At 69.5% G+C, this 26,425-nt stretch carries 25 protein-coding genes and 4 pseudogenes; 14 read left to right on the top strand and 15 right to left on the bottom strand.

Annotated elements, in window-relative coordinates; translation table 11 throughout:
- Positions 1-73 precede the first annotated feature (73 nt).
- Positions 74-615, top strand: a pseudogene (locus ACF1B9_RS27120) (transposase); the annotation flags it as partial.
- 160 nt (positions 616-775) lie between these two features.
- Here ACF1B9_RS27120 and ACF1B9_RS27115 read toward each other — a convergent pair.
- From ACF1B9_RS27115 to ACF1B9_RS27100, 4 genes and pseudogenes are all read right to left on the bottom strand, one after another.
- Positions 776-2,203, bottom strand: coding sequence for an RtcB family protein (locus ACF1B9_RS27115; RefSeq protein ID WP_391745049.1), 1,428 nt, complete (start codon positions 2,201-2,203; stop codon positions 776-778).
- Between the two features lie 22 nt (positions 2,204-2,225).
- Complete coding sequence (locus tag ACF1B9_RS27110) at positions 2,226-2,717, bottom strand: CapA family protein (protein WP_391745050.1); 492 nt, start codon at positions 2,715-2,717, stop codon at positions 2,226-2,228.
- A gap of 23 nt (positions 2,718-2,740) precedes the next feature.
- Positions 2,741-3,184, bottom strand: a complete 444-nt coding sequence (locus ACF1B9_RS27105) for an archease (RefSeq protein ID WP_391745051.1) — start codon at positions 3,182-3,184, stop codon at positions 2,741-2,743.
- Positions 3,185-3,533: 349 nt separating this feature from the next.
- A pseudogene (locus ACF1B9_RS27100) lies at positions 3,534-3,671 on the bottom strand (transposase); the annotation flags it as partial.
- Between the two features lie 31 nt (positions 3,672-3,702).
- Between ACF1B9_RS27100 and ACF1B9_RS27095 the strand changes: the two are divergent.
- The 5 genes and pseudogenes from ACF1B9_RS27095 to ACF1B9_RS27075 all read left to right on the top strand — a co-directional run.
- Positions 3,703-3,801, top strand: a pseudogene (locus tag ACF1B9_RS27095) (IS6 family transposase); the annotation flags it as partial.
- Between the two features lie 483 nt (positions 3,802-4,284).
- Complete coding sequence (locus ACF1B9_RS27090) at positions 4,285-5,694, top strand: family 2B encapsulin nanocompartment shell protein (RefSeq protein ID WP_391745052.1); 1,410 nt, start codon at positions 4,285-4,287, stop codon at positions 5,692-5,694.
- A 55-nt stretch (positions 5,695-5,749) separates the two neighbouring features.
- Positions 5,750-7,078: a family 2 encapsulin nanocompartment cargo protein terpene cyclase gene (locus ACF1B9_RS27085; protein WP_391745053.1), complete on the top strand. Its 1,329-nt coding sequence runs from the start codon at positions 5,750-5,752 to the stop codon at positions 7,076-7,078.
- Between the two features lie 5 nt (positions 7,079-7,083).
- A complete protein-coding gene (locus ACF1B9_RS27080; protein WP_391745055.1) occupies positions 7,084-7,989 on the top strand; it encodes a geranyl diphosphate 2-C-methyltransferase in 906 nt (301 codons plus the stop codon).
- 175 nt (positions 7,990-8,164) lie between these two features.
- A pseudogene (locus ACF1B9_RS27075) lies at positions 8,165-8,239 on the top strand (TetR family transcriptional regulator); the annotation flags it as partial.
- A 35-nt stretch (positions 8,240-8,274) separates the two neighbouring features.
- On the opposite strand, the gene ACF1B9_RS27070 reads toward ACF1B9_RS27075, so the two are convergent.
- On the bottom strand, positions 8,275-8,769 hold the full coding sequence (locus tag ACF1B9_RS27070; protein ID WP_391745057.1) for a hypothetical protein: 495 nt from the start codon (positions 8,767-8,769) through the stop codon (positions 8,275-8,277).
- A gap of 667 nt (positions 8,770-9,436) precedes the next feature.
- Between ACF1B9_RS27070 and ACF1B9_RS27065 the strand changes: the two genes are divergently transcribed.
- Positions 9,437-9,886 carry a Rieske (2Fe-2S) protein gene (locus ACF1B9_RS27065; RefSeq protein ID WP_391745058.1) on the top strand — a complete coding sequence of 150 codons (450 nt, stop codon included), beginning with the start codon at positions 9,437-9,439 and terminating at the stop codon, positions 9,884-9,886.
- Here the strand turns inward: ACF1B9_RS27065 and ACF1B9_RS27060 are convergent.
- Positions 9,870-10,523 carry a cysteine hydrolase gene (locus ACF1B9_RS27060; protein WP_391745060.1) on the bottom strand — a complete coding sequence of 218 codons (654 nt, stop codon included), beginning with the start codon at positions 10,521-10,523 and terminating at the stop codon, positions 9,870-9,872. The genes ACF1B9_RS27065 and ACF1B9_RS27060 overlap by 17 nt on opposite strands.
- Before the next feature lie 111 nt (positions 10,524-10,634).
- Between ACF1B9_RS27060 and ACF1B9_RS27055 the strand changes: the two genes are divergently transcribed.
- The gene (locus ACF1B9_RS27055) at positions 10,635-11,111 is read left to right on the top strand and encodes a pyridoxamine 5'-phosphate oxidase family protein (protein ID WP_391745061.1); all 477 of its coding nucleotides are present in this window, start codon (positions 10,635-10,637) and stop codon (positions 11,109-11,111) included.
- Between the two features lie 16 nt (positions 11,112-11,127).
- On the opposite strand, the gene ACF1B9_RS27050 is transcribed toward ACF1B9_RS27055, so the two are convergent.
- A complete protein-coding gene (locus ACF1B9_RS27050) occupies positions 11,128-12,042 on the bottom strand; it encodes a LysR family transcriptional regulator (RefSeq protein ID WP_391745062.1) in 915 nt (304 codons plus the stop codon).
- Between the two features lie 74 nt (positions 12,043-12,116).
- Here ACF1B9_RS27050 and ACF1B9_RS27045 point away from each other — a divergent pair, with 74 nt between their 5' ends.
- Positions 12,117-13,136 (top strand): DMT family transporter, encoded by a 1,020-nt coding sequence (locus tag ACF1B9_RS27045; protein ID WP_391745063.1) that lies wholly within the window; start codon positions 12,117-12,119, stop codon positions 13,134-13,136.
- Here ACF1B9_RS27045 and ACF1B9_RS27040 read toward each other — a convergent pair.
- Positions 13,127-14,458, bottom strand: coding sequence for an aminotransferase class I/II-fold pyridoxal phosphate-dependent enzyme (locus ACF1B9_RS27040; RefSeq protein ID WP_391745064.1), 1,332 nt, complete (start codon positions 14,456-14,458; stop codon positions 13,127-13,129). The two genes, ACF1B9_RS27045 and ACF1B9_RS27040, sit on opposite strands and share 10 nt — an antisense overlap.
- 35 nt (positions 14,459-14,493) lie before the next feature.
- Here ACF1B9_RS27040 and ACF1B9_RS27035 point away from each other — a divergent pair, with 35 nt between their 5' ends.
- The gene (locus ACF1B9_RS27035) at positions 14,494-15,189 is read left to right on the top strand and encodes a pyridoxamine 5'-phosphate oxidase family protein (protein ID WP_391745066.1); all 696 of its coding nucleotides are present in this window, start codon (positions 14,494-14,496) and stop codon (positions 15,187-15,189) included.
- 58 nt (positions 15,190-15,247) lie between these two features.
- Here the strand turns inward: ACF1B9_RS27035 and ACF1B9_RS27030 are convergent, their stop codons facing one another.
- The 3 genes from ACF1B9_RS27030 to ACF1B9_RS27020 all read right to left on the bottom strand — a co-directional run bounded on the left by ACF1B9_RS27030 (position 15,248) and on the right by ACF1B9_RS27020 (position 18,148).
- Positions 15,248-16,204 (bottom strand): DMT family transporter, encoded by a 957-nt coding sequence (locus tag ACF1B9_RS27030; protein WP_391745067.1) that lies wholly within the window; start codon positions 16,202-16,204, stop codon positions 15,248-15,250.
- Positions 16,205-16,360: 156 nt separating this feature from the next.
- Positions 16,361-17,377 (bottom strand): DMT family transporter, encoded by a 1,017-nt coding sequence (locus tag ACF1B9_RS27025; protein ID WP_391745068.1) that lies wholly within the window; start codon positions 17,375-17,377, stop codon positions 16,361-16,363.
- 201 nt (positions 17,378-17,578) lie between these two features.
- Positions 17,579-18,148, bottom strand: coding sequence for a Clp protease N-terminal domain-containing protein (locus ACF1B9_RS27020; RefSeq protein WP_391745070.1), 570 nt, complete (start codon positions 18,146-18,148; stop codon positions 17,579-17,581).
- Between the two features lie 247 nt (positions 18,149-18,395).
- Between ACF1B9_RS27020 and ACF1B9_RS27015 the strand changes: the two genes are divergently transcribed.
- The gene (locus ACF1B9_RS27015; RefSeq protein ID WP_391745071.1) at positions 18,396-18,605 is read left to right on the top strand and encodes a hypothetical protein; all 210 of its coding nucleotides are present in this window, start codon (positions 18,396-18,398) and stop codon (positions 18,603-18,605) included.
- A gap of 78 nt (positions 18,606-18,683) precedes the next feature.
- The gene (locus ACF1B9_RS27010; RefSeq protein WP_391745073.1) at positions 18,684-19,115 is read left to right on the top strand and encodes an SRPBCC family protein; all 432 of its coding nucleotides are present in this window, start codon (positions 18,684-18,686) and stop codon (positions 19,113-19,115) included.
- A gap of 66 nt (positions 19,116-19,181) precedes the next feature.
- Here ACF1B9_RS27010 and ACF1B9_RS27005 read toward each other — a convergent pair whose 3' ends face one another.
- Both ACF1B9_RS27005 and ACF1B9_RS27000 read right to left on the bottom strand, forming a co-directional pair.
- Positions 19,182-19,787, bottom strand: coding sequence for a PadR family transcriptional regulator (locus ACF1B9_RS27005; RefSeq protein WP_391745074.1), 606 nt, complete (start codon positions 19,785-19,787; stop codon positions 19,182-19,184).
- A gap of 522 nt (positions 19,788-20,309) precedes the next feature.
- Positions 20,310-20,747, bottom strand: a complete 438-nt coding sequence (locus ACF1B9_RS27000; protein WP_391745075.1) for a VOC family protein — start codon at positions 20,745-20,747, stop codon at positions 20,310-20,312.
- Between the two features lie 212 nt (positions 20,748-20,959).
- Between ACF1B9_RS27000 and ACF1B9_RS26995 the strand changes: the two genes are divergently transcribed.
- Positions 20,960-21,781 carry a PhzF family phenazine biosynthesis protein gene (locus tag ACF1B9_RS26995; RefSeq protein ID WP_391745076.1) on the top strand — a complete coding sequence of 274 codons (822 nt, stop codon included), beginning with the start codon at positions 20,960-20,962 and terminating at the stop codon, positions 21,779-21,781.
- A gap of 185 nt (positions 21,782-21,966) precedes the next feature.
- Here ACF1B9_RS26995 and ACF1B9_RS26990 read toward each other — a convergent pair whose 3' ends face one another.
- Positions 21,967-22,761 (bottom strand): CPBP family intramembrane glutamic endopeptidase, encoded by a 795-nt coding sequence (locus ACF1B9_RS26990; RefSeq protein ID WP_391745099.1) that lies wholly within the window; start codon positions 22,759-22,761, stop codon positions 21,967-21,969.
- Between the two features lie 169 nt (positions 22,762-22,930).
- Here ACF1B9_RS26990 and ACF1B9_RS26985 point away from each other — a divergent pair, with 169 nt between their 5' ends.
- Positions 22,931-24,721, top strand: coding sequence for a substrate-binding and VWA domain-containing protein (locus ACF1B9_RS26985; protein WP_391745077.1), 1,791 nt, complete (start codon positions 22,931-22,933; stop codon positions 24,719-24,721).
- 196 nt (positions 24,722-24,917) lie between these two features.
- On the opposite strand, the gene ACF1B9_RS26980 is transcribed toward ACF1B9_RS26985, so the two are convergent.
- Positions 24,918-26,423 (bottom strand): glutamate-cysteine ligase family protein, encoded by a 1,506-nt coding sequence (locus ACF1B9_RS26980; RefSeq protein WP_391745078.1) that lies wholly within the window; start codon positions 26,421-26,423, stop codon positions 24,918-24,920.
- Positions 26,424-26,425 lie beyond the last annotated feature (2 nt).

Below are 26,425 nucleotides of genomic sequence, written 5' to 3'. Positions count from 1 at the left end.
TGTGTCGCAGCACGTGGAAACGCCCTTTGGAGCTGCAGCCCACTGCCAGGGCTTGACTCCCTTCGGGCCGCTCGCGGTGCCGAGGTGCGAGCCGTACTCCGGGACCGGACGGCCGTCGACGCTGAAGTACCCACTCCTGCCCGGTCGGTGAAGGAGTCGGTCATCGCGGCGGGCCGCAAAGCCGCACGGCCGGCCCAGTGGCGGGAGGGCTCCCGGCCCGGCACTGACTGCTCCGGCCGCAAGCGGATGTACTCCCGCTTCGTGGCCTTGCGGATCCGGCCCACCGGACACGAGGTCCGGCAGGCCACCGACGGCCCGGAACTGCCCGTGTGCTGGCTGCCGGCAGAGTGGTCGGCCGACGAGAGCGAGCCGGTCCAGTTCTGGCTGTCCGACCTTCCCGCCGACACTCCGCTGACCACGCTGGTCCGGATCGCCAAACTCCGGTGGCGCATCGAGCACGACTACCGCGCGATGAAACAGGCCCTGGGCCTGGCCCACTTCGAGGGCCGGACCTGGAACGGACGGCACCACCACGTCACGCTCGTCTCCGTCGCCCACGCCTTCTGCACCCTGCAACGACTGGCCCGTGCCCCAAAAGACGCGGCGGCGGCCTGAGCCTCTACCGAGTCGTCCGCGAGCTACGGACCCTCCTCGCGATCCGGACCGGCGTGTCTGCCCCACGTGCCACTGCGACATATCCACCCCGCTACGCACCTGACCAAGCACTACTGGCCCTGTGCGACGACCCCGGTGGGCGATACCGCTTCGCGCCGACTCATCCCTTGACTACTCCCAGCGGCACCAGACGGGCAACCAGCCGGGCGAGCCCGGCACCCTCGGTGACTGCGGCGACCGCGTCGACGTCCTTGTACGCCTCCGGCGCCTCCTCAGCGAGACCACGCCATGAGGAGGGCCGCACGGCGATGCCCCGGGCCTCCAGCTCGCCGCGAAGCTGCTCCCCACGTACCATGCGCAGCGCGTGGTGGCGGCTCCAGACCCGGCCGGCGCCGTGGCAGGCTGAGTGGAAGGCGTCGTTTCCGGGCAGGCCGACCATCACGTACGAGGCGGTGCCCATCGTCCCGGGCACCAGTACCGGCTGGCCCGCCCGGACGAGGTCCTCGGGCAGGCTCGGGTCGCCGGGCGGCAGCGCCCGTGTCGCGCCCTTGCGGTGGACGCACAGGGGACGTGCCACTCCGTCCACTTCGTGCGTCTCGAGTTTGGCGGTGTTGTGCGAGATGTCGTAGACCAGCTCCAGACCGACTCCCGCAGCGGCCGCGAAGGCATGACGGGTGGCTTCCGACAGCAACTGGCGGTTGGCCCGGCCGTAGTTGGCGGCCGCCGCCATCGCCCCGAGGTAGGCACGGCCCCGCGGCGAGTCAACCGGCGTGCAGGCCAGCTGCCGGTCCGGGACCTGAATACGGTGCCGGTGCAGTTCCTGGTCCATCACGCGGACGTGGTCGGTGCACACCTGGTGCCCCAGGCCCCGCGAGCCGCAGTGGATCATGACGCACACCTGGCCCACCCGCAGCCCGAAGGCCGTTGCGGTGGCCTGGTCGTAGACCTGGTCCACCGCCTGGACCTCCAGGAAGTGGTTGCCCGAGCCGAGGCTTCCCACCTGGTGGAGGCCGCGTTCGACGGCGCGCGCGCTCACCTGTCCCGGGGTCGCACCGTCCAGGACGCCGTAGTCCTCGCAGCGCGTGAGGTCACGCGGCACACCGTGGCCGTGCTCGACCGCGTACCGAGCGCCGCCGACCAGCAGCTCGTCCATCTCCCCGGGGCCGGACAACTTCCACAGTCCGCCGCGCCCCATACCGCGCGGGATGGTCCTGTCGAGGATGTCCATCAGCCGCCGAGTCCGGTCGTGGTCGAGCGCCTCGCGGTCGATGCCGGCGGCCAGCAACCGTACGCCGCAGGAGATGTCGAACCCCACGCCGCCGGGCGAGATGACCCCGCCGTGGGAGATGTCGGTGGCGGCGACCCCGCCGATGGGGAAGCCGTAGCCCCAGTGGACGTCGGGCATGGCGAAGGAGGCGCGGACGATGCCGGGCAGTGTCGCCACGTTCGCCACCTGCTCCAGCGCCTTGTCCCCCGCCGCCTGCGGCAACAGCGCCCGCGAGGCGAACACGACCCCGGGGACGCGCATCGGCTCCCGCTGCTCGATCCGGAAGCGGTACGAGCTGCTCTCCAGCAGTGCGATCTCCACGTCCCTCACCTCCAGTCGACCGTCAGCCATCCCTTCCGGTCGGTGACGGCAGTTCCGAACTCGGCGCAGGCGGTGGCGAGCCGGTCACGGATCCACTCCCGCTCCTCGCCGCGCGCCTGGCGGGTGTGGCAGGAGTCCAGGTCAGCGTCCCCGCCCTCACCCGGGTGGGAACCAGGTGCGCCCTGACCAGCAGGGGTCGGGTGTCGGCCATGGCATCGAACCCATGGTCCAGGGCGTGGTTGTTGGCGAGCGTCACACAGTTCACCCCCAGTTCTGCCGGCACCGTCGCGGCGACGGAGGACGCGCGGAAGAAGAAGGCCTTTCGCGGGTCGGGCCAGCGGTGCCCGCGGTCGGAGACACAGCACTCCAGATCGAGCACGAACCGATCGGCCACCGCGAGCGCCTTCCTGACCCCCGTGGAGACCGGCGTCTCCGGCACCGGCGAGCGGCGCAGTTCTTTGGCAACATTGCGCCCGAGCATGGTGTCGCCTGCCAGGGCCACCGTGAACGCCATCGTCCTGTCCCTTCCCCGCCCCCTCAGACATCGAGGGTCACCCGGCAGGTCCAGCCGCCCGGGCCGCACCGCAGTTGCAGGTCGTGCAGCGAAACGGCCTTCGGCACCGCACCGACCGGGACAACGGTGGCGGTGTCGGCCATTCGGAAGCGGACCGACAGGCCCCGGCCGTCCCCCACCGACCGGATCTCCCCCACGTCAACATCGAGCGGGATCTCGCCGCCGGCATCCATCCGGTAGACGACCTGCTCCAGGACGGACACCAGCAGATCCTCATCGGATGCCGCCGTAATCGCAAATTCGCGGTCTCCGACGACTGCGGCCCCGGACGTGTCGGCGAAACCCTCCACCACCGCGCGCACAGCCTCGCCCATACAGCCCGCGACTGTCGGCGACCACGCCTCCACTTGCATGTCCGCGGTGTGGGGCACGGCCCAGTGGCCACTCGCGCCAGGCTGCCTCCCCATGGGTTCCCGACCGTCCACAGTCGGCGCCTCTCCGTAGTCTCCGTACGCACAGCCTGAGGTCGAGGTCCCCGAGCCGCGGGCTGTGTCTCCTCCAGCGTCGTCCCGTACACCGCTCCAGGGCAACCGTCACGAGGCGCGGCCGCCCGCGGGCGCTCTCCCGACCATCCGAGGAACGGGCCCACACCGTGCGCAGCCGCCTCGGGTAGGTGCGAGATTTCCTCAGCGGTCTGGGTCCAGATGAACGGTGTTGGATTTTCGTTCCACTCCTTGACCCACGCACGGATGTCGGCTTCCAGGGAACGCACGCTTTCGTGGGAGCCGCGGCGGATCTTCTGATCGGCGAGGAAGCCGAACCACTCTCTACCTGGTTCATCCAGGACGAACCGGTGGGCGTGAAGTGCAGGTGGAATCGGAGGTGTCCGGCCAGCCATGCCTTGATGACCGGCGTCTTGTGGGTGCCATAGCTGTCGCAGATCAGGTGGACCTGGATGTGCCCATGAATTTCGAGGGCCCTGGTGATCGTCACCGACAAGCTCCGCTCCTACGGCGCGGCCCACCGCGAGCTCACGCCCTGCGTCGAGCACCGTTCCCCCAAGGGCCTGAACAATCGGGCCGACACCGACACGCCGTCAGGCACTCACACACTCAACAACGTGACAGCGCCCTCGCGAAGTATGCGGTCGGCCACTGGGGCGAGAAGCCGCCCGTCCCCTTATTCCGGCGCTTGTAAGAACTGAGCGGATCGCCGCGGCCCATGACGCGCTCGATCCCGACCGCGGCGATCTCGACGTGCCTGCCCGGTCGACGGCCCGGTGCCGTGCTCGGCCGGTGGGCGGGTGAACTGCCATGGAGGGCAGCGGCGCGCATCGCACGCGCTGCCGACCATGTCGGAGCACCGCCGACCAGCCGGACAAACCTCGCGGCGGGCAAGATCATCGCATCGAGCTAATGTCAACGGCTTCTCAGGCCCGATTGGGTGCACCGGCCTTTACTGTTTCCCGGGATCTGGACGGATTCCCAGATGTTTGCCCCCACTTTTCCTCTTTCCCGGTGACGCGCACGCACGCCGACCACAGCCCTTACGAAGGAGAGCCCGCCCGATGTCTGTTGACACCAGCCCGGAAGCACCGCTGGAGACGCCGCAGTCCAGCCTGAGCACGGCGGCTGCCCGCAATCTCGCCACCACGACCAAGTCCGCCCCGCAGATGCAGGAGATCACCTCACGCTGGCTGCTGCGGACGCTCCCCTGGGTGGAGGCCAAGGGTGGCGCCTACCGCGTGAACCGTCGGCTGAGCTACACCGTCGGCGACGGCCGCGTGGAGTTCGTTCAGGACGGTGCCGACGTCCGGGTGATCCCCCGCGAGCTCGGCGAACTGGCCTTGCTGCGCGGCTTCGAGGACGTGGAGGTGCTGACGGCGATCGCCGGCCGATGCGTCCAGCGCGACTTCCGCGCCGGCGAAACACTGGTCGAGCGCGGTACGCCCGCCGAGCAGATCCACCTGATCGCCCACGGCCGCATCAGCCAGACCTCCGTCGGCAAGTACGGCGACGAGGTCGCCGTCGCCGTACTCGCCGACGGCGACCGGTTCGGTGAGAACGCCCTGCTGGACGCGGACGCCCGGTGGGACTACACGGCCACCGCCGATACCGCCGGCACCCTGCTCACCCTGTCCCGCGGCGACTTCGCCGCCGTGCTGTCCACAGCACCGAGCCTCCAGGCCCATATCCAGCAGTTCAGCTCACTGCCCCTCCAGCGGCAGAACCGTCACGGCGAGGCCGAGATCGCCATGTCGGCCGACCACACCGGCGAGCCCGAACTGCCCGGCGCGTTCGTCGACTACGAACTGAAGCCGCGCGAGTACGAGCTCTCCGTCGCGCAGACCATTCTGCGGGTCCACACGAGGGTCGCCGACCTCTACAACGGGCCGATGAACCAGACCGAGGAGCAACTCCGGCTGACCATCGAGGCGTTGCGCGAGCGCCAGGAGCACGAGCTGATCAACAACCGGGAGTTCGGCCTGCTCCACAACGCCGACTTCAAACAGCGCATCCAGACCCACTCCGGCCCGCCCACCCCGGACGACCTCGACGAGCTGCTCTGCCGCCGCCGCGGTTCCAAGCTCTTCCTCGCCCATCCCAGGACGATCGCCGCGATCGGGCGTGAGTTCAACTCCCGCGGGCTCTACCCGGACCACGTCGACCTCGGCGGGCAACAGGTCCCGGCCTGGCGCGGGGTGCCGATCCTGCCCTGCAACAAGATCCCCATCACCAAGGAGAACACCAGCTCGATCCTTGTCATGCGTACCGGCGAGGACAACCAAGGCGTCATCGGTCTGCACCAGACCGGTCTGCCCGAGGAGTACGAACCGGGCCTGTCGGTGCGCTTCATGGGCATCGACGAACGGTCGATCATCTCCTACCTCGTCACCACCTACTACTCCGCCGCCGTCCTCGTGCCGGACGCGCTCGGTGTGTTGGAGAACGTGCAGATCGCCCGCAAGCACGACTAGACGATCCGCCCTGCCCGGCGGCTACGACCGTCCGGACCGTCCGGGCCGGCCGAGCATGCCTGGATCCGGGGCAGCCGCCCATCCCACCAAGGAGCCATGGATGCCCGCCCCTGAGCCTTCCCCCGCGCAGTCGAGTCTGCCCGCGTCCGCTTCCCACTTCGGGACGTACGTTCTCGCCAACGCCGCCCGTGCCTGCGACCTCGGGGCCGCTACCGGCGACCGACCCGTTCTGCCTTCCCTGCCGACTCCGTCTCCTGCCGATGCCCCTGCCGCCGAGGTGCGGACACCGAACCCCGACCTTGAACGGATCCTTCGTGGTCCCAGTGGCCTGGGTACTGCGAGTCTGCACCTCGCCCGTCGCGAAGATCCGTCGACGCCGCCGGAGCCACCGACGGCTCCGGTGGAGGGCAACCCGATCCCGGGCCTCTATCACCACCCGGTACCGGAGCCCCACCCCGGACGAGTGGAGGAGGTCAGCCGCAGGATCAAGGCCTGGGCGCTGGACGAGGTCGATCTGTACCCCGAGGACTGGGAGGACCAGTTCGACGGTTTCTCCGTGGGACGGTACATGGTCGCCTGCCATCCGGACGCTCCCACCGTCGACCATCTGATGCTCGCCACGCGCCTGATGGTCGCCGAGAACGCGGTGGACGACTGCTACTGCGAGGACCACGGCGGCTCCCCCGTCGGCCTCGGTGAACGCCTCCTGCTGGCTCACACCGCCCTCGACCCCCTGCACACGACGAAGGAGTACCAGCCGCAGTGGGCAAAGTCGCTCCATTCGGACGCGCCTCGACGCGCCTACCGCTCCGCCATGGAGTACTTCCTCCAGCTGGCCGGCCCCTCCCAGGCCGACCGGTTCCGGCACGACATGGCCCGTCTGCACATGGGGTACCTCGCCGAGGCCGCGTGGGCCCAGGCGGACCACGTCCCCGAGGTGTGGGAGTACCTGGCGATGCGCCAGTTCAACAACTTTCGCCCCTGCCCCACCATCACCGACACCGTCGGCGGCTACGAACTGCCGGCTGACCTGCACGCTCAACCCGCCATGCAGCGGGTCATCGCGCTCGCGGGCAACGCCACCACCATCGTGAACGACCTCTACTCGTACACCAAGGAGCTCGCCTCCCCCGGCCGGCACCTGAACCTGCCCGTGGTGATCGCCGAACGTGAGGGCGTCTCCGACCGTGAGGCCTACCTGAAGGCGGTCGAGGTCCACAACGGCCTCATGCACGACTTCGAGGCCGAGGCCGCAGCCCTGGCCGCCGCCTGCCCCGTCCCGGGCGTGCAGCGCTTCCTCCGGGGCGTGGCCGTCTGGGTCGACGGCAACCACTACTGGCACCAGACCAATACCTATCGCTACAGCCTGCCCGATTTCTGGTAAGAAGAATGGATTTATCTGTGACCCGTAACGAGCTCACCACCGTCGCCACCTCCACCACCACCCCCGTGTTCATCCCCTCCCCGGCGACGCCGTACCAGGGGGACATCGCCCGCTACTGGGACGGTGAGGCCAGGCCCGTGAACCTCCGTCTCGGCGATGTCGACGGCCTTTACCACCACCACTACGGCATCGGCGACGTCGACCACGCCGCCCTCGGCGACGCCGACGACAGCGAACACGAGAAGAAGCTGATCACCGAACTCCATCGCCTGGAGTCCGCGCAGGCCGAGCTCCTCCTCGACCACCTCGGCCCGATTGGGCGCGACGACCTGGTCGTGGACGCCGGCTGCGGCCGCGGCGGCTCGATGGTCATGGCCCACCAGCGCTTCGGGTGCAGGGCCGAGGGCGTCACACTGTCGGCCAAGCAGGCCGACTTCGCCAACCAGCGCGCCCGCGAACTCGGCATCGAGGACCACGTCCACGCCCGCGTGTGCAACATGCTCGGTATGCCCTTCGAGACCGGGCAGGCCGCGGCCTCGTGGAACAACGAGTCGAGCATGTACGTCGACCTGCACGACCTCTTTGCCGAGCACTCCCGCATCCTCGCGGTCGGCGGCCGCTACGTGACCATCACCGGCTGCTGGAACCCGCGTTACGGTCAGCCCTCGAAGTGGGTCTCTCAGATCAACGCCCACTTCGAGTGCAACATCCACTCCCGCCGGGAGTACCTGCGCGCCATGGCGGACAATCGCCTCGTACCGCAGGCCGTCATCGACCTCACGCCCGCAACCCTGCCCTACTGGGAGCTGCGGGCCACGTCCTCGCTGGTGACAGGCATTGAAGAAGCGTTCATCAACTCCTACAAGGACGACTCCTTCCAGTACCTCCTGATCGCAGCCGACCGCATCTGACCGCCTGCCGGCTGAAGAAGTCGGGTCGGTCACCGACGGACGCAGTTGGTCAATACGGTTCCTGACGTGGCGTCGGCCCTCAAGACCTGGTGGTGGTCTTGAGGGCTGACGTTGTCGTACGGGGAGGGTGTCGTGCCATGGGTCTCGACGCGTCCGGCTGCCGTCGGACCGACGTATGGAGATCGTCGACGCGGCTGCCGCCATTGCACTGACCGAAAGCCTGGAGGGCATCACGCTGCGCCGGATCGGCGAGCAACTCGGTGTTCGACCAGGCCTCATCAGCCACTACTTCCCCGCGGTCGAGGATCTTTCGGCCTTCCCTCGATGGAGGGCGGGCCGCTGCCCATCGACATTGCGGTCGTCCGCCGGTAGCCGAGGCGATGCGCGCCACGGCGTCCCAGGGGAACGCAGCACTGCCAGGACCCGGCCGCGGAGCAGCTCGTACTCCTCACGGAGCCGCACGATCTGCGCCGGCCGTTCGATCACGTCGCCGCCGACGACCATCTCGTCGGGGCCGAACTGCTCGCGCGTGAGGTCGACTTCTATCCCCATGCCCAGACGGTTCCACCAGTGGTAGTCCACTCGCTCACCGTTGACATGGACCTCGCCACGGATCAGCACCCCGCCCAACAGATCGTGCACCACCAGGGCAGTGACACCGCACTGGTCGCGCGCCGGGTTGTCCACTGTCCAGTTCGGTCGGTGCTCGGGTGTCGTGGTGTCCGCGCCCCAGGCACCGCGAATGGCCTGCTCAAGATCGTTCAGGTTGCTCGGCCTCATGCGTCTCAGCCTCGCAGACGCCTCTGACAATCACCCGCGACGCATCGTCTCCGCCGAGCCGGGCCGTCGTCGCCCCGGGCCGGTGAACGCCCCCATGGTCTCGGCACTCCGTCTGGTCGCGGCACTCCGTGGCGTGGAGAAAGAGGCCTCGAAGAAGTCGGCCTACGGGGTATGACTGACGGCCGTGCCGGAGGACCGGATCGACGCGCCGCGGGCAGTCGTCGCCCGGCCTCCCGCCCTGGACCCGACGCGGGTCGCGATACGCAGCCGGTCGTTCGACGGGTATCTCGCGACGGCCGCTGTGCCGCGTCATCGGGAGTGTTCCAAGCGGCAGTGGCCGGTGGCGCACCGACCGGCCGACGGCTCCACGACACCCATTGGGAGGAACGGTTCCTCGGCCACCCGGAGGCAATTCCGGAGAACCACGGGCTCCGAGGCAGCCCACCCGGTCACCCGGGAGGAGACGGCGAACAATCTGCTGCTGCTGGAGAGGGACTTCCTCAAGAAGTCCCTCGGACGGGTATGCGGGGAAGTCGACGCGCGCACTCCGGTCGAGCACAGAAGGCGTGAAGACCGCAATCATGAACAAATGAGTCATGAGTGCCGAAGTCGGGAACTCCGGCATCGTGCAGATCGACGTCATGAACATCACGGAAGGGAAGCCGGCATGAGCGCTTCACAGGACCAGGAGATCCGTCCCGGGCGTAGGGCCGTGGTCGCAGCAGCCGGAGCCGCCTCGGTGGCTGCCGTACTCACCGCGTGCGGCAGCCAGAAGGACTCCGGCGGTTCGGGTACCGTCAAGCCGGCCGATGACGGAACGGACGGCGGCGGCGCACTGGCGAGGACCGCCGACATCCCGGAGGGCGGCGGGAAGATCTTCGCCGACCGGGATGTCGTGGTGACACAGCCTGAGACCGGCGAGTTCAAGGCCTTCTCGTCGAAGTGCACCCACCAGGGCTGTGCGGTGTCGAGCGTGTCGGACGGCACCATCAACTGCCCTTGTCACGGCAGCAAGTTCGACCTTTCGACGGGCGACGTGGCGGCAGGTCCGGCCAGTAGGCCCCTGCCCGCCAAATCGATCACGGTGAAGGACGGCTCGATCACGCTCGCGCCCTAGTTCTCCCCCGGCTCCGCCAGCAGCCGAGCACATCCTCGGTGGTCGTGACGGTGGCGACGAGGGACAGGGTGTTGCGGATCACCGCGGGCGTGTAGTCGGCCGGCACTCCCGCGATGGCATCGGACGGCACCACCGCCGTGTATCCGAGGTTCACCGCGTCGAACACGGCGTTGGGGACGGCGACATTGGCCGAGACTCCGGTGACGACGAGCGTCCGGCAACCGAGGTTGCGCAGCAGCGCGTCCACATCCGTACCCGCGATGGGCGAGAGGCCGTGGAGCCTGCGCACGACGAGGTCCTCGTCCGCCACCTCGATGGGCTCGGCGATCCGCACGGCCGTGGTACCCGAGTGCTGCTGTACGGGCAACCGTCCGGCAACCCGGAAGAGGCGGGCGTTGTGGTTGGCGCCGCGCCCGTCGGGGCGGCGTTCGGCCACCGCGTGCAGTACCTGGACCCCGGCCTCGTGGGCGGCCGCGACCAGCCGGGCGACACGATGGAGCGCCCCGGAGGACCTGGCCTCGGCCGCAAGTTCCGGCAGCGCGCTGTCGGCGCCCACCACACCTTGCTGGCATTCGACCGTCAACAGCACGGTGGTGGCCGGATCGAGTTGCTCGGCGAGTTGTTCCTTCGACGGCACAGCAGCCCCTTTCGGCGGCGGATCGGGCGCGCGAGGCTAATCGCCATTGCGTGGCGACGGAAGAGGCCCCATGATTTCTGACACATAGTCAGCTATTGGGAGGGGCGCCCCATGGCCGCCATTCAGCGACGGGGCCGTCGGATCATGATGACGGACACCGAACGCGACAGCTATCTCGCCGAGCAGCGCACCTGCCGCGTCGCCACCGTGTCCGCCGACGGCCGCCCGCACGTCGGTGCCCTGTGGTTCGCCTGGGACGGCTCCTCGCTCTGGCTGTACTCGATCACTCGCAGCCTGCGCTGGTCCCAGCTGCGAGAGGACCCGAGGGTCGCGGTGGTCGTGGACGACGGGGTGGAGTACACGGATCTGCGCGGCGTAGAACTCTCCGGCCGGGCCGTCACCGTCGGCGAAGCGCCCCGCATCGGCGATTCGTGCCCCGAACTCGACTCGCCGGAAAGGCTGTTCGCGGCGAAGTACTTCGGGATGGACACCATGCCGCACGACGGCCGACACGCCTGGCTCCGACTCACTCCGGAGGCCATCACGTCCTGGGACTTCCGCAAGCTGTCAGGACCGTCCGCGGCCTGAGCAGACCCCTCCCGGCCTATGTCAAGGGCGTGCCCATCTCCCGACCGACCGCCCGGAGCGCCGCCACCGCCGCCCTGACGGACGGGCGCCGATCCGCGTCGGTACGCCACACAGCGTGGACATGCCGTCGCATCTTCTGCCGTACAGGGACGAGCCGCACCCCGTCGGGCACCGGTCCGCGCCCCAGCCGGGGCGCCACGCAAACGCCCAGCCCGGCGGCGATCAGGGCGAGTTGGGTGTGGTGCTCGCCCGCCAGATGCGCGATGCGCGGTTCGATGCCCTTGGAACGCAGGGTGAACATCAGCCAGTCGTAGCAGAACTCGCCTTCGGGCCAGGACACCCAGTCGTCTTCGGCGAATTCCTCCAGGTCCACCTCCGCGCGGTCCGAGAGTCGGTGGCCGGCCGGCATCGCGATGTCCGGTGCGTCGTCCAGGAGCTCGGCCACGGCCAGGCCGCCGGGGACGGGCAACCGCTTGTTGCTCCAGTCCAGCACCACTGCCAGGTCGATGTCGCCCCTGATGACTGCACGGATTCCGTCCTCGGGTTCCAGTTCCCGTGTGAACACGCGCAGTTCCGGGTGGTCGGCGTGCAGTGCGGCGAGCGCCGCGGGGAAGAGCCCGCGCGCCGCGGTCGGAAAGGCGGAGAGCCGGATCTCGCCCACCACCTCACCGCGCTGCGCCTCGATGTCGGCCTGGGCGAGCTCGACCTGGGACAGGATCCGGGCGGCATGGTCGGCGAGCAGCCGGCCGGCGTCGGTGAGCCGGACCCCGCGACCGTTCTTGGCGAGGAGTTGCTGACCCACCTCCCGCTCCAGCTTCGACATCTGCTGGGAGACCGCCGAAGTGGTGACATGCAGCCCCTCGGCGGCTCCGCTGACCGAACCGTGCCTCGCGAGGGCGTCCAGGGTGCGCAGGCGCTCCAGATTCAACATGTAAGCAATGCTACGCGGATCGCCATACAAAATCTCACTTGTCCTACTTGATTCTCTTGGTCATCGTGGACTCCATGAGCGCGCCCGCGACATCGAGAAACACCCCATCGACCACCACTCCTCCCGCCCCCACCCTGCCGGGCGGGGCGACCACTCCACATTCGCCCCCCGACCCGGTGTCCACCGCGCGCCCGAGGCTGGACTGGCGGATCCGATTCGGGGCCCTCTCGCTCATCTGGGGCTTCAGCTTCCTTCTGATCAAGGTCGGCACCGAGGGATACGCACCGTTCCAGGTCACGCTGGGCCGCCTGCTGTCGGGCACGGCGGTGCTGGCCGTCGCGATGGCAGTACGGCGGGAACGGCTGCCGCGCGGCGCCCGGACCTGGGGACATCTGGCCGTCGCCGCGTTCCTCCTGAACGCGCTGCCGTTCTCGCTCTTCGCCTACGCCGAGCTGAGCGTCCCGTCGACGCTGGCCGGCATCTGCAATGCGACCTCACCCCTCTGGGGCATGGCACTGTCGCTCGTCGCGCTCTCCGAGGACCGGCCGACCCGTCGCCGGGTAGCCGGACTCGGGCTCGGCTTTCTCGGCGTACTCACCGTCCTGGGAGCCTGGCAGGGCTTCTCCGGGCTGGACTTCAGCGGCACGGCCATGGCCCTGCTCGCCTCCCTCAGCTATCCGATCGGCTGGATATACGTCCGCAGAACGCTGGCGCACAGCAATTCGTCCACACTCTCCCTGACAGGCGGCCAGCTCTTCCTCGGCACGGTGCAGATCGCTCTGGTCACCCCGGTGTTCACCTCGGTCCCCGGCGGCTTCCCGCTGCTCCCGACCCTGGCCGTGGTCGCCCTGGGGGCGCTCGGCACGGGCTTCGCGGTGCTGGTGCAGTACGGGCTGGTGGCCGAGGTCGGGCCGACGACCGCGCAGATGGTCACCTATTTCATCCCGGTCATCGCCACCACGGCCGGCGTCGTCGTGCTCGGTGAGCAGCTGAACTGGAACACTCCGGTCGGCGCGCTCGTGGTCCTGGCCGGTGCCGCTCTCACCCAGAGCAGGGGGCACAGCACCAAGTCCAGATCCGGGGCTCAGCCGTAGTTCAGCGGCTTCGCCGGCCCCGCCGCCCCCGCGACCGCGTCGGCCAGTGGCCCGATGTCGGCCGCGGTGAGCGGCGAGACGGTGAGCCGGATCCCCTGGGGCGCGGCCATCCGGAACCGCGCCCCGGGCGCCACCGCCCAGCCCGCGTGCAGCAGCCGCGCCACGGCCCAGGTCTCGTCGCTGACCGGCACCCACACGTTCATGCCACTGCGGCCGTGCGCCTCCACTCCCCGCTCCCCCAAAGCCCGCACGAGTGCGTCTCGCCGCCGCGCGTACGCCTGCGCCACTTCTGCCGGGTCGACCGCGTCCGACGTCCACAAATACGCCACGGCTCGTTGCAGCAGCCTGCTGACCCAGCCGGGGCCGAGCAGCTGCCGGCCCGAGACCCGGTCGACCGTGACCGGGTCGCCGGTCAGCACGGCGACCCGCAGATCCGGCCCGTACGCCTTGGCCACGGACCGCACGAACGCCCACCGGTCCGTGGCACCCGCCAGCGGGTACAGCGGCAGATCGACGATGCCGTGCCCGTGGTCGTCCTCTATCAGGAGGACGCCCCGGTGCCCGGCGAGGACGCCCCGCAGCTCGAAGGCACGCCCGCCGGTGATCGCGGCGCCGGTCGGATTCTGCGCCCGGTCCGTGACCACGAGGGCGCGGGCACCGGCGTTCAGCGCGCGCTCGACGGCATCGGGCAGCGGTCCCTCGTCGTCGAGCGCCACGGGCACGGGACGCAGCCCCAACGCCGGTACGAGATCCAGCAAGCTGCCCCACCCTGGGTCCTCGACGGCCACCGCGTCACCCGGTTTGAGATGTGCGACCAGTACCCGCTCGATCGCGTCCAGCGATCCGGAGGTCGCCACCACCGCGCCGGCCGGCACCCCGTCGGCGTCCAGCGCGGCACGCGCGAGTGCGGCGAACTCCGGGTCCACCGGCGCCTGCCCGTACATCCCGGGCTGTTGCGCGTACTCGCCCGTGACCGCCGCGAACGCCTCTCCCAACGAGGGCAGCAGGGCCGGATCGGGATTCCCCTCACCCAGATTCCGCACTCCGGGCGGGGCCTCGACCCGGAGCGAACCGCGCGCCGTGCTCGCGGGGCGCGGCCGGACTCTGCTGCCCCGACGCCCCGCCGTCTCGATCACCCCGCGCTCCCGGAGCGTGCGGTAGGCGGCCGCCACCGTATTGGGGTTCACCCCCAGATGATCCGCCAACTCCCGCATGGGTGGCAGCACTTGTCCAGGCGCGAGGCCACCCGAACCGACCCCGAGCTCCACACTGGCGGCAATCTCCGATGCACGCCGCCCGACGATCCGATACTCTCCTAGCACAAACGAGATTATGCACTAGTGCAATGGAGTACGCAATGTCGGACACCGCATCGTCACAGACCACGGGCCCGGACGCCGCGACCGCATACCAGCCGACCGGGCGCACCGTCCCGACCCGTTCCCGCGACCGCGCGGCGTACGACCGGGAACTGGTCCACTCGATACTCGACGAGGCATATGTCTGCCATCTCGGTTTCGTCCGTGACGGTGCGCCGGTCGTCCTGCCGACGCTCTTCGGACGGATCGGCGAGCGTCTCTACGTACACGGCTCGACCGGCTCCCGTCCGCTGCGGGAGTCCGGCCGGACCGACCCCGGACTGCCCGTCTGTCTGACGGTGACGCATGTCGACGGACTGGTGCTGGCGCGCTCCGCCTTCCACCACTCGATCAACTACCGCTCCGTGGTGGTCCACGGCATCGCGCGCGCGGTGACGGACCCCCAGGAGCGGCGGACCGCTCTCGACGCGATCGTCGACCACGTGGTGCCGGGCCGGTCCGCCGACTCCCGGCCCGCCGACGACAAGGAACTCGCCGCGACCGCGGTGATCCGGCTGGACCTCCAGGAGGTCTCCGCCAAGATCCGCACCGGCGGCCCCAACGACGAGCCCGGCGACCTCGGACTCCCCCACTGGGCGGGCGTCGTCCCGCTCGCCCACGGCTATGCGACGCCGCTCCCTTCGGACGACCTCGACCCCGCCATCGCGCTGCCGGACTACATCACCGCGCTGTGAGCCGCCTCGGGGTGGACGGGCCCGCCGCCGGGGACGCGGGCCACGTCCACCCCGGCGGTCAGGCCGGTGCCGCCGCCCGGCGGCGCGCGTGCGCGGCGCCGCGCGCCTCGGCGAACGCCAGCCCCGCCACGGCCACGAGGAGCAGCAGTGTCCCGACGACGGTGGCTGCGGTCAGCCGCTCACGGAGCAGCACGACGGCGATGACCGCCGCGCTGACCGGTTCGAGCAGCATGATCACGGACACCGTCGCGGCACGCACCGCGGCGGCGCCCGCGAAGTAGAGCGCATAGGCGAGCGCGGTCGGCACCGCCGCCACATACACCAGGAGCGTCACCACCTGCGCCGGCTGAGCGGTGTGGGGTACGAGCCCTTCGGCCGCGGCCATCGGCAGCAGTCCGACGGCACCGATCCCGAAGGCCCAGGCGCTGGTGGCGAGGGAGTCGGTGGCGCCGCCGTCCCGGCCGAGCCATCGGGTCAGCAGGGTGATCGTCGCGTAGCCGGCCGCGGAGAGCAGCGCCAGGGCGACTCCGGCGGGCCGTACCGTCGCCCCGTCGCCGCCGAGCACCAGCACGGCGAGCCCGGCCAGCGCACCCGTCACAGCGGCCGACCCGCCGCGCCCCAGCCGTTCCCCCATGGTCAGCCGCGCGCCGACCGCGATGAGCACCGGTCCCGCCCCGAGCGTGACAACGGTCCCGACCGCCAGTCCGGTCGCCTCGACGGCCGCGAAGTACGCGCTCTGGAAGACGGTGAGGCCCGCGCCGGTACCGAGGACGCGCAGCGTCCGACGGCCGCGTGGTTCGGCCGGGGCTGCTGCGCGTCGGGGCCGCAGCGCCAGAGCGGCGAGCAGGAGTACAAGGCCGCCCGCACAGCGCCAGAAGGACAGGGCGAGCGGCCCCAGGTCGCTGACCTCGAAGATCAGCGAAGCGGCGGCCCCGGCAGTACCCCAGGCCACACCGGCGACGATCAGATAGATGAGGCTCCGCCCGACGGACAGGCCGGAAGCAGGGTTCGACATATGACTTCTCCGGATGAAGACGCAACGGTGGTCGCTCGGCTCCGCACGGGCAGCGACGATCCGCTCGGGAACTGCCCGAGCCCGGTCTTCGTCAGGAGTGGCCGCCCGCGCTAGGCGGCGGGCGGCGAAAGCACGGTCGAATTCATGATCAGCAGGCTACGTCGCAGTGCGGCCCGCGGACAACTCCCCTTCGGCCGCGTCCGGCCTCTCACCACGCGCTTCGCCCGCCCCCGAGGCAACGGGGCCGGAGGGCGTCCTCGGCGTCGCCGACTGGGCGATGAAGGCACCGATCAGCACCATGCAACCGCCGATGAGTTGCGGCGCCGACAGATGCTCGCCGAGCAGCACCCAGGCGAGCACGGTCGCGATGACCGCCTCCAGGCAAGCGACGACGCCCGCGACCGCGGGAGAGAGCAGCCGCACCGAGATCACCCCGGTGACATAGGCGACCACCGTCGCCATCAGCACGATCCAGACGATCAGCAGCCAGGCAGGCACGTCCGTGCCGTCCATGAACGCGCTGCCGCCCAGGACCGTCCAGTCCATCTTCCAGGGCCTTGCGACCAGGGTGAGGACGACCGTACCGATCAGCAGTCCGTACGCGATGACACCGACCGGATGGGGCGGTTCGACGCCTTCCGCCCGGTCCGCGCTCCCCTGGTCCGACAGGACGAAGTAGCCGACCTGACAGCAGGCGGCACCGAGCGCGAGCAGCAGCCCGACCACGTCGAAGCTCAGCCCGGACCAGACCTCGACCACACAGGCGAGTCCCGCGACGGCGAGCACCACACCCACCGCGGCGCCCCGAGTGACCGGACGGCGCTGGACGAAGCGGACCCAGCCGAGGACGAGCGCGGGCGCCAGATACTCGACGAGGAGCGCGACACCGACGGGTACACGGGAGATCGCGGCGAAGTAGCAGGCCTGCACACCTGCGACGGCGAGCAACCCGAACCCCAGCAGCAGGACCGGCCGACTGCGGACGAGGTCCCTGTGACGCCAGGCGACAGGCAGCATGACGAGGGCGGCACCCGCCACCCGTAGCCACACCACATGAAGCGGATCGAGCCCCGCCTCGATGAGCGGTTTGGCCGCCACTCCTGAACCACCGAATGCGAACGCCGAGGCCAGGGCGAGTCCCAGGCCGGCGCTTCTCCCCTGAGACGCGTGCATCGGCACATCATGACAGCTGCGGTCAGGAGCGTCACCCTGGTGACCACTGACGCACCTCCCCGGGATGACGCCGACCAAGTCGACGACGACGCGGGGCTGCCAGCAGCACGGGGCGGTCGATTCCCGACAGCGCCGCGGTGGGTCCAGGGCGGGGGCGTACGGGCGCGATCGGCCGCGACCGGACACCGTTGTGCCGGGCGCTCAGCCCCCGGCCCCGCGCCACCCCTGGTCGGAGGCCCCCATGATCCGGGCGGCGAGTTGCTCGGCGTCGACGCCGGCCCGCTCCAGCACCTCGACGGCCCTGCACTCGTGATCCATGGCCAGCGCCGCGAGCAGGTCGAGCCCTCCGGCCCGTGCATCGCCGCGCAGCGCCGCCCGCTCGTGGGCTCCGGCCATGGCCGAAGCGGCCGAGGGCGACCAGCCCTCCACTCCCGCGTCCCGCGCGGCGGAATCCGGATCCCTGACGACGGGGACAGCGCCGGAGTCCTCCACCGCACCCTGCCATCGGAGCCCGTATCCGATACTGCGCTGGACGAGATAGCCGAGCACCTTCGCCAGCTGAGGTCCGCCTTCGAAGGCCGACCTCACCTCGGGGTCCGATTCGATGAGGGAGTGCAACAAATGCGCCGTATCGATCTGCCGGTCGCCGTCCCGCAGTGCGCGCCTGCGGGCGCCCGTCACCACCACGGCCAGCTCCACAGTGAGTCTGGCGTCGAACTCAGCACGGTTCGGTGCGGGCTGCTGAGGGATCCGCGGCGTCCGGTTTTGCACACCTCTTACCCCATCAGTCCCACAGCCCCGGGGCATCGCCGGAGGGGCCCATTTAGGCATCCCACGCAAGTTGGGCACATCAGAGCCCCCTCTCCTCCTTACGGATGAGATCTCGCCATTCCGGAACCCGATCCGGAAAGACGGCGCGCGCCGCCTTGCGTCGCGCTCCCGGAGCAACCGGGGACCGCCCCCCGTACGTCCCACACGCCACACCATCCATACGGCAGCCGGAAGGGAGTGCGCGGACGTGTCCTGGTTGGTCGCCCTGCCGGCGCTGGACGGACAGGAATACGTGTACCTGGTCCACGCACCGGCAGACGCCCTGCTCGCCGATCTCTTCTGGGCCGCGTTCCACTGCCATGACGGCGGCCCGCACCCGCGCGCCTGCGACCGTTTCGACGCGGCTCTGATCTGGCGGACGGGAGCGGAGGGAAAGGAGCGGGATCCGAAAGCCTGACGGTTCATCAGTATTGAATGTTCACGTCGGTGCGACTACGTTCCGCGACACCGTAACCCGCCGAGAAGGGGTGGTCGCATGGCCGAAGTCAGTGCAGAGGCTCGCATCGCAGCACCGGCCGAGAAGGTCTGGGCCCAGCTGACGGACTTCACCGCGTACGACCAGTGGAACGCCACCCACACCAGCTTCCCCAAGGGCGGCCCGGCAGCACTCGAAATCGCGGCCACCTACGAGGAGAACATGAAGCTCATGGGCTTCCCGGCCGAGGTGACCTGGACGGTGACGGAGCTGGAGACCGCACGCCTGCTGACCACCAGGGGCAAGGGACCGATGGGCGTCAACCTCGCCATGCGCTACTCGCTGACACCCGACGGGGGTGCGACCACGGTACGCATCGACGGGGAATTCACCGGCGCCGCGGTCTCCTTGATGGCGGGCAAGCTCAAGGACTCCGCGACCGCCGCCCTGGTCGAGTCGCTGCGCAAGCTGGGCGGGCTCGTCGCCGCCTGAGACCACCGGAACGACGGAAAGGGCCTCGCGGCTCGGCCGCGAGGCCCTCGGCGTCCCACCCACGGGTCAGTGCTCGTCGGCAAGGATCAGATAGAGCTTCTTCCGGGCGTCGTTGATGACCGTGAGCGCCTTCTGGCGCTGATCGGCCGAGCCGGTCTTCCAGACCTGACCGAACGCCTCCATCAGGCCGAAGCCGGCCTGCCTGATCTCGTTGACGCTCTCCCAGTCGACCCCACGCCCAGCTTCCTCCCAGGGTGCGTCGGGACCGGACTCGACCTCGGCGCGACCGGCGTCGGTGAGTGTGAACAGCTTCTTGCCGCCCTCGCTCGCGCTGACGATCAGGCCCTCGTCCTCCAGCAGCTGAAGAGTCGGGTAGACCGAACCCGGACTGGGCCGCCAGGCCCCGCCGCTGCGGTCGCCGATCTCCTGGATCATCTCGTACCCATGCATCGGCCGGTCCTTCAGCAGCGCCAGGATCGACGCACGCACGTCACCGCGGCGCGCCCTCCCTCGGCCGCCGCCCCGGCCACGCCCGCCACCGAAGGGGCCACCACCGAACGGCGGACCGAACGGCCCGAAGGCGGCCCGACGCCCCTCGAAGTCACCCCGACCCGGATGACCGGGCCCGCAATGCCCATGCCCGTGCTCATGCTCGTGTCCACGTGAACGCATCGTTGCATTCCTTTCATCTTTGATCTGTCGCGATGCGTCAACGATATATCGGAACCGATCGGGATGCGGCCCCGGCCTGGTCACGGCCCATTTGGCCGGCCCGGAAGTGTCCGCGTTCGGCGTCAGCCTGTCCCCGAAGTTGATCGAGCTCGCCCGGCAGGCCCATCCGAACCTGGACTTCGCAGTAAGGTCGATGACCGCGCCGGCAGTCCCGGACGACAAGCTCGGTGTGGCATCCTGGCCTACTATCGTCGCGCTTGTTGAGCCGGGCCGGGCTCGCCGTCACCGCCCGACTCACCCAGGAGCCGGGCAATGGAGCGAAACGGACGGTCGCCACGCTGCTGGCCCGGAAGCCCCCACTGCCGTGATCACAGACGCGTCTCCGGACGGCCGGGACGAGGCATGGCTCGGACCCCCGACAAGGGCCTCCGGAGCTCCGACCGGGCGCCGTGGCTCAGCGTCACCGGCCCTGCGCAACGAATCGAAGCACGACTGGCATCCACCACGGATCGAAGAGCGCTGTCAGACCAGACAGAACTCGTTTCCTTCCGGGTCGGCCATCAGCACGTGATCGGGCCTGCCCTGCAGCTCGTACTCACGGACCACGGTCGCCCCCGCGGCGGTCAGCTGCTCGACCGCCCGGACCACACGGGGCCACCTGACCTCCCAGGGAGTGTCACGACCGCCGCCGACCTGCACGTCCAGGTGCAAGCGGTTCTTCACCACCTTCGACTCCGGCACCTGCAGGAAGGACAGCGTGGGGCCCTCCCCGTCCGGATCGGAGAGGTACGCGCCCTGGTCCCACTCGTGCGGCGGGACCTCGTGATGAGAGAACCATTCCTCCCAGCTCTCGAACCCCGCGGGCGGGGGCTTGGGCGTGTAGGCCAGCGCCAGCGCCCAGAACTCGGCCAGCTTCGCCGGGTGCGCGCAGTCGATCGTCAAAGTCCACTTGGTCGCCATGCGGCTCTCCTCGGTCCGGTCCACGGACCGTACCGTGTGCCACTGACACCCTCCGGTCCGCCCTTTCACACGCGGCTCTCGACGTCCTGCGCTCAGAACGCCACCGGGGCCGTCAGCACATGGTCGAGACACTGCCGCCCGCCGGACCTTTCGGTCCAGCGACACGGAATTGGCCTTGGTCTGCCGCTCCGCACCGCACGTACGGTCGCGTCATGAGGATCCGAATCGTCGATACGTTCACCGACCGTCCCTTCACCGGCAACCCGGCAGGAGTCCTGCTGCTGGAATCCGGCGCCTTTCCCGACGGCGCGCAACTCCAGCGAATCGCCATGGAACTGAACCTCTCCGAGACCGCCTTCGCCCACCCGCTGCCGCCGGGCGGCGAGGCGGACTGGGCGCTGCGCTGGTTCACGCCGACCACCGAGGTCGACATGTGCGGGCACGCCACACTCGCCACGGCGCACATCCTGCACACCACCCGGACGGCGAGCGGCACAGTGCGCTTCGCGGCGCGCTGCGGAATCCTCAGCGCGACCGCGCACGAGGACGGCACGATCACGCTCGACTTCCCCACAGCCCCGTTGACACCCGAGACCGCCCCGGCCGCCCTGGCCGCCGCTCTGGGCGCGGAGCCGCTCTCCGTCCACGACACCGGTCCGCACATCGGCGACCTGATCGTCGAACTGGCCGACGAGACGACGGTGCGAGGGCTGACCCCGGACCTCGCCGCAGTGGCCCGCCTCTCGCGGCGGGGCGTCATCGCCACGGCCGCCGCGGAGGACCCCGTCCGCGGCTACGACTTCGTCTCCCGCTGCTTCTTCCCACGCGTCGGGATCGACGAGGACCCGGTGACCGGCAGCGCCCACGCCGCACTGGCCCCCTTCTGGTCGGCGCGTTTCGACCGTGCCGAACTGACCGGACTCCAGGTCTCCGCCCGTTCCGGTCTGGTCCGCACGTCGCTGCGCGGCGACCGTACCCTGCTGACCGGCAACGCCGTCACGGTCATCGACGGCGATCTGCTCGCGGCACTCTGAGCCTTCCGACGACGCCGTCGAGGGCGTACGGGAGCACTCCGTACGCCCTCAGCACCGAATCAGCCGGGCTTCACCACCCCGCTCCGGCACGTCCAGGCACGACTCCGACACGCCTCGGACCCAACCACGGACCACCAGGCGCATCTCCACGGGCCGTCCACCGGCCATCGGCCGCGCCACGGCGCTCACGGCGTGGGCAACCAACCCACCTTCCCAGCCAGCAGGGCGTATCCGACGAACGCCCCGATGTCGAGCAGTGCGTGTGCCGCCACCAGCGGACCGACCCGCCCCCAACGCCGGTACAGAATCACGAAGACCACGCCCATGACCATATTGCCGATGAAGCCGCCGACCCCCTGATACAGGTGGTACGAGCCGCGCAGCACCGAACTCGCCACCAGAGCGGCCATCGGTGTCCATCCCAACTGCCCGAGTCTGCGCAGCAGATAGCCGACGACGATCACTTCCTCCACCACGGAGTTCTGCAGCGCGGACAGGATCAGGACCGGGTATTTCCACCACACGTCGGGCAACGACTCCGGGACCACGGTCAGGTTGAATCCGGCAGCCCGCGCCACCAGATAGAAGGCGAGCCCGGCGCTTCCGATTCCAGCCGCCACCATCACGCCGCGCCCCAGATCCGGCCACGGCCTGGTCCGGTCGAAGCCGATGGCGCGCAGGCCGGAGCCCTCCCTGATCAGCAGATGTGCGACAAGGGCGACGGGCACCAGAGCCGTCGCGATACCGAAGAGCTGCCAGGCGAGATCCAGCCATGGGCGCCCCGGTGCGTGCGAGGCATTGAGTATCGCGGCCTGTTCCTTCAAACCCCCTGGTTTGGTCAGTGATCCGACAAAACTGATCAGGGCAGACACACCGCTGGCCCCCAACGAGAGAGCCAGTACCAACACCGTTTCGGACCGCAGGATCCGTCGCGACACAGCCTCTTGAGGGAAAGAACCAGCCACGTACCCCGCCTCCATCTGTACACCTGCCTTGAGTTGTGCATTCACGCCCCATACCGCGCCCCGTCCCGCTAGGGTCTCGAATGCAGGTACGAAGATCATGCGCGACAGGCCGGGGGACGACCACCATTGGCAATGGTGTGGTCCCCCTTTTCCTTGTTCATCCTCAAGGAGGGGCACCACCGACATGGGACGTCACAGCTTGCCCGACGACCACGCGACCGATGGCAGCGGGGACGGTCGCCCGCCGCGACGTCGGCGCACCGTCGCGATCGCGACCATGCTCGTGCTCGCCGTGGCGGCGGGCACGGCGGTCGCGGCGCAGGGTGGACTGCTGTCGTTCTCGAAGTCCTGCGAGGACTCCGCCGTACGCCTCTCCATGGTGGCGTCACCGGACATCGCCCCCGCCATGCGTGCGGTCGCCGACAAGGCACGCAAGGACGACGTCAGATCCGACGGCCGCTGCCTGTACGTACAGGTGGTCGCCCGCGATTCCTACAAGGTCGCCGGTGCCCTCTCCTCCGGGACCGGTACCCCTGACTACCAGATCTGGGTGCCCGACTCCGATCTCTGGCTCGACCGGGCCAAGGGGTCCGGTGACGGCATCCCGATCACACCGGGCGATTCCATCGCCTCCTCCCCCGTCACCCTGGCCATGGTGCCGTCGGCGGCCAAGAGGCTCGGCTGGCCGAAGAAGAAGTACACCTGGGCCGAATTGACGGCCGCGGCCATGGACTCGGACGAGGTGCGCCTGGGTTCGGCCGATCCGGCGCGCAGTGCCACCGGTCTGCTGGCACTCTCCAGCATCGGCGCGTCCTCCGAGAAGCAGGACGGCGACAGCGACACCCGGGTCGCGGCGACCGCCAAACTGCTCGCGCAGCGCATGTCCGACGGTGACACCCAGGTGCTGGATACGCTGGCGCAGAACGATTCGGGCGCGGAGCAGGGCAATCCGGCACACAACCAGGCGGTGCTCCTCTCCGAGCAGGCCGCGTTCGCGCACAATGCGGAGTCGACCGGCGGCGGGCGGCTCGATCTCTTCTATCCCAAAGACGGCACCCCGCTGCTCAACTACCCCTACACGCTGGTCGACGAGACAAAGATGAGTACGTCCGAGGGCCGGGCGGCGCTCCGGTTCATGACACTGCTCAACGAGCCCGGTGCGCAGTCCACCCTGCGGAAGTACGGCTTCCGGAACGTCGACGGGACGGCCGAGGATTCCGTGGTCACACCGGCGGGCGGCAGGAAACCTCAGCCCTACGCCACCGCGGCCGCCGCCGCACCGTCCGCTGAGGAACTCCAGCAGACGCTCGGCATGTGGACCATCACGGTGCAGAGCGCGCGGCTGACGACGGTCGTCGACGCCTCGGGTTCGATGGCCACGATCGTGCCGGGGCGCAACCAGTCCCGGATGGACGTCACCAAGGCGTCCCTCATCCAAGCGCTCGACCAGTTCACGCCGAACGACGAGATCGGGCTATGGGAGTTCGCCACCACGCTCGACGGTGACAAGGACTACCGCAGGCTGGTGCCGACGGGTCGGCTCGGCGCCCCGGCCAAGGGCGGCGGTACGCATCGCGAGAAGCTCGCCGCCGCCTTCGCCGCGCTGCAGCCGGTGCCGGGCGGTGCGACCGGTCTGTACGACACTGCTCTGGCCGCGTACAAGGACGCCCAGGCGACCTATGTGAAGGGCAAGTTCAACGCTGTGGTGCTCCTCACGGACGGCTCCAACCAGGACAACCACTCCCTCTCGCGCAGCGCCCTGATCGCGGAGCTGAAGCGGATCGCCGACCCGGAGCGTCCGGTGCCGCTCCTCGCCATCGCGGTCGGTCCCGAGGCCGACCGTGAGGAGGTCGACGAGATGGCGAAGGTGACCGGCGGCGGGGGCTACCAGGTCACCGACCCTGCCGACATCCAGGCCGTGATCCTGCAGGCCGTCATGACGGCCGGGCAGAGCAACCACACCGCCCAGGAGTAGCGCTCCGCCCGGTGACGGGAGACGACAGCACCTGCCTGCGCTGGCCACGCAACGGTCGCGGCCCGAGGACGATGCCGGGCGTCGGCGCCCGCGACAACGGGGTCGCGGGTCGCGGCGTAGGACGCAGCGGACATCGGTACCCGCCACGACGAAGTCCCACCACGCGGAAACAAGACGGACGCCCGCCACGACGGGGTCACGGCGCGGGGGCACCCGTCGGCCAGCTGTGCACGGGTTCACCACTGTGCATCAGTTCCGCGTACCGGCGGGTCGTCGCGGCCAGTGCCGCCCGCCGTCCGAGCCCGGCCTCCCGGGCCCGGTGATAGGTGTCCACCTGCCAGGACGCTCCGTTCACCCGCCGCCTGCAACGCTCCTCGATGACCCCGAGGTAGCGGTCACGGTCCGCAGGCTCGATGTTCCAGGCATCGAGCCCCGCTGCCGCCAGCGGCAGCAGCTCGTCCCGTACGAGCTTGACGGCCGGCACCCGGGTCAGCCCGCCCGATCGACCCGGCCGGGGCCAGATCAGCTCCGCGTCGATGCCGTGTCGGCAGGCGGTGTCGAAATTCTCCGCCGCGGCGGAGAACGGGAGCCTGGTCCACACCGGCCGGGACTCCTCGGCGAGCGCCCGTACGAGCCCGTAGTAGAGCGCGGCATTGGCGATCACATCGGTGACGGTGGGACCGGCGGGCAGGACCCGGTTCTCCACCCGTAGGTGGGGTACGCCATCGGCCAGCCCGTACACGGGACGGTTCCAGCGGTAGACCGTACCGTTGTGGAGCACGAGCTCCTGCAGCCCCGGCACCCCTCCCTCGTCGAGTACGCGCAGCGGTTCCTCTTCTTCACAGATCGGCAGGAGCGGCGGGAAGTAGCGCAGGTTCTCCTCGAAGAGTTCGTACGCCGATCCGACCCATCGCTCGCCGAACCAGGTCCTGGGCCGCACCCCCTGGTTCTGCAGTTCGGGCGGTCTGGTGTCCGTGGCCTGCTGGAAGAGCGGCGGCCTCGATTCCCTCCACAGCTCCTTGCCGAACAGGAAGGGCGAGTTGGCGCCGAGGGCGATCTGAACCCCGGCAACGGCCTGGGCCGCGTTCCATACGGCCGCGAATCGCGCCGGTGTCACCTGCAGATGCAGCTGGACCGAGGTGCAGGCGGCCTCGGGAGTGATCGACGAAGAGGTGGAGACCATCCGCTCCACCCCTTGGATATCAAGGGAGAAATCCTCGCCGCGCGCAGCCACCATTTGATCGTTCAGCAGTGTGTAGCGGTCCGCATCCGAGAGGTTCGCGGCAACAAGGTCCGCATGGCCCAGAGTGGGAAGAATTCCGATCATCATGATCCCGGCATCGACCTCGCTCGCCTTCCGATGGGCATATCCGAGGCCGGTCCTGAGCTCTTCGGCCAGTTGATCGAAAACGCGTCCGTCCAGACGGTGCGGGACTATGTTCACTTCCAAATTGAACATCCCGAGTTCGGTCTGGAAATCACGGCTCGCGATGCGCGGGAGCACCTCGCCATTCATCATCTTCGGCATGCCGTCGACGCCGGCCAGATTCAGCTCGATCTCCATGCCCATGAGATTGCGCGGTCGGTCGAACCTCCGCTCCGCCAGAAGCCTCTCCAGCCCCTCCAGGCACTGATGAAGCTTCCTCCGGTACCTCTGCCGATCGGACAGGTCAAAGGCGCCCGACACGACCTTCTCCCCCATCG

Origin of the sequence: Streptomyces sp. NPDC014727, assembly GCF_043083485.1 — a bacterium.
In the GTDB taxonomy this organism is placed as follows: Bacteria; Actinomycetota; Actinomycetes; order Streptomycetales; family Streptomycetaceae; genus Streptomyces.
This window is presented reverse-complemented; position numbering and strand designations above follow the sequence as displayed.